Annotated in this window: 2 protein-coding genes; both read left to right on the top strand. The window is 69.5% G+C overall.

What is annotated here, in order from left to right; genetic code table 11:
- The first annotated feature begins 239 nt into the window (after positions 1 to 239).
- Positions 240 to 608: a DUF2958 domain-containing protein gene (locus ACIRD3_RS40535; protein ID WP_402227151.1), complete on the top strand. Its 369-nt coding sequence runs from the start codon at positions 240 to 242 to the stop codon at positions 606 to 608.
- Positions 609 to 656: 48 nt separating this feature from the next.
- Positions 657 to 929, top strand: a complete 273-nt coding sequence (locus tag ACIRD3_RS40530) for a hypothetical protein (RefSeq protein WP_402227149.1) — start codon at positions 657 to 659, stop codon at positions 927 to 929.
- The last annotated feature ends 143 nt before the right edge of the window (positions 930 to 1,072 follow it).

Here is a 1,072-nt window from a genome sequence, read left to right as displayed (position 1 = left end):
AGGCAGCTGTCGGGGGGACGGGGGAGGTGCGCCCGTTGATCTGACGGTCCGTCAGCCGTCGGACCGGCGTGCCGAACTGCGCCTTCGAGCTTGACCAGAAACCCCCAGTGAGGTAATATTGTCCTTGTTGGGAGGGGAGGGCAACCCCGACCGACACCCACGAAGCGCGAACCGAGAGGCCGAACATGACCGAACTGCACAGCGCGAACGTCGAACCGGCGAGCTGGGCCTGGGGAGCGATGCCCGAGCAAAATCGCCATGTGCGCGGGCACGAGTTCTACCCGCCCTTCGCCGACCTGGAGAAGATCCCCGCGCTCTACGCGACCGACGGGCAGTCCTTCGAGGAGAAGACCCTCCACATCCATTACTTCACCGGCGGCTCGGACTGGTACATCGCCGAGGTGGACCCGGCCAGCGGCCTGGCCTTCGGCTGGGCCAGGGTCAACTACCCCGAGGGCGAGTGGGGTTACATCCACCTGGTGGAGCTGGAGGAGCTCTACCTGACCCCCGCTCCGCGCCCGGGAGCCCTGAGCCTGCCGATCCTGGTTGAGAGGGACCTCGACTTCACCCCCACCCGCGCGGCCGACATTCCAGCCATGGCCTCGTAGAACGGCACCCCGAGCCGCCCATCCACCCGCAGCAACAGGGAGCCGAACATGACCGTCCTCACCGCCGAGCGCCTCGCCGACGACTCCGCCGACGCCGCGCTGGTCGCCCTCCGCGCCTTCATCGCGGCCGACCCCGCCGCGTACCGGTACGAGCCTGTTGACGCCGAGGGCACAGCCACGATCATCGCCGACCTGATCACCTCCGCGCTCCACTTGGCCGACGCCGTCGGGGTCACGGGCGACCGCGAAGAGTTCGTTCACCAGGCGTACTGCCGCTACCGCGAAGAAGCCGCGTACGAGCGGCTCGCCGAATCCTACTGAGGTCGACTCCCCGGCCCCGGCAATCGCCGGGGCCGGGGTCGGGGGAGTGGTCGCGCCTTTGGCGCGGCGGTGTTGTTGGGCGGCTGTCGCCGCCGGCCGCCTTCGGCGGCGGATGCGGTCGCGCCTTCGGCGCGGCGTTCTTC

The organism is Kitasatospora sp. NPDC093550, from assembly GCF_044764985.1.
Classification (GTDB): Bacteria; Actinomycetota; Actinomycetes; order Streptomycetales; family Streptomycetaceae; genus Kitasatospora.
Note: the sequence above shows the minus strand (reverse complement) of the source record. Positions and strands in the feature narration are given on the sequence as shown.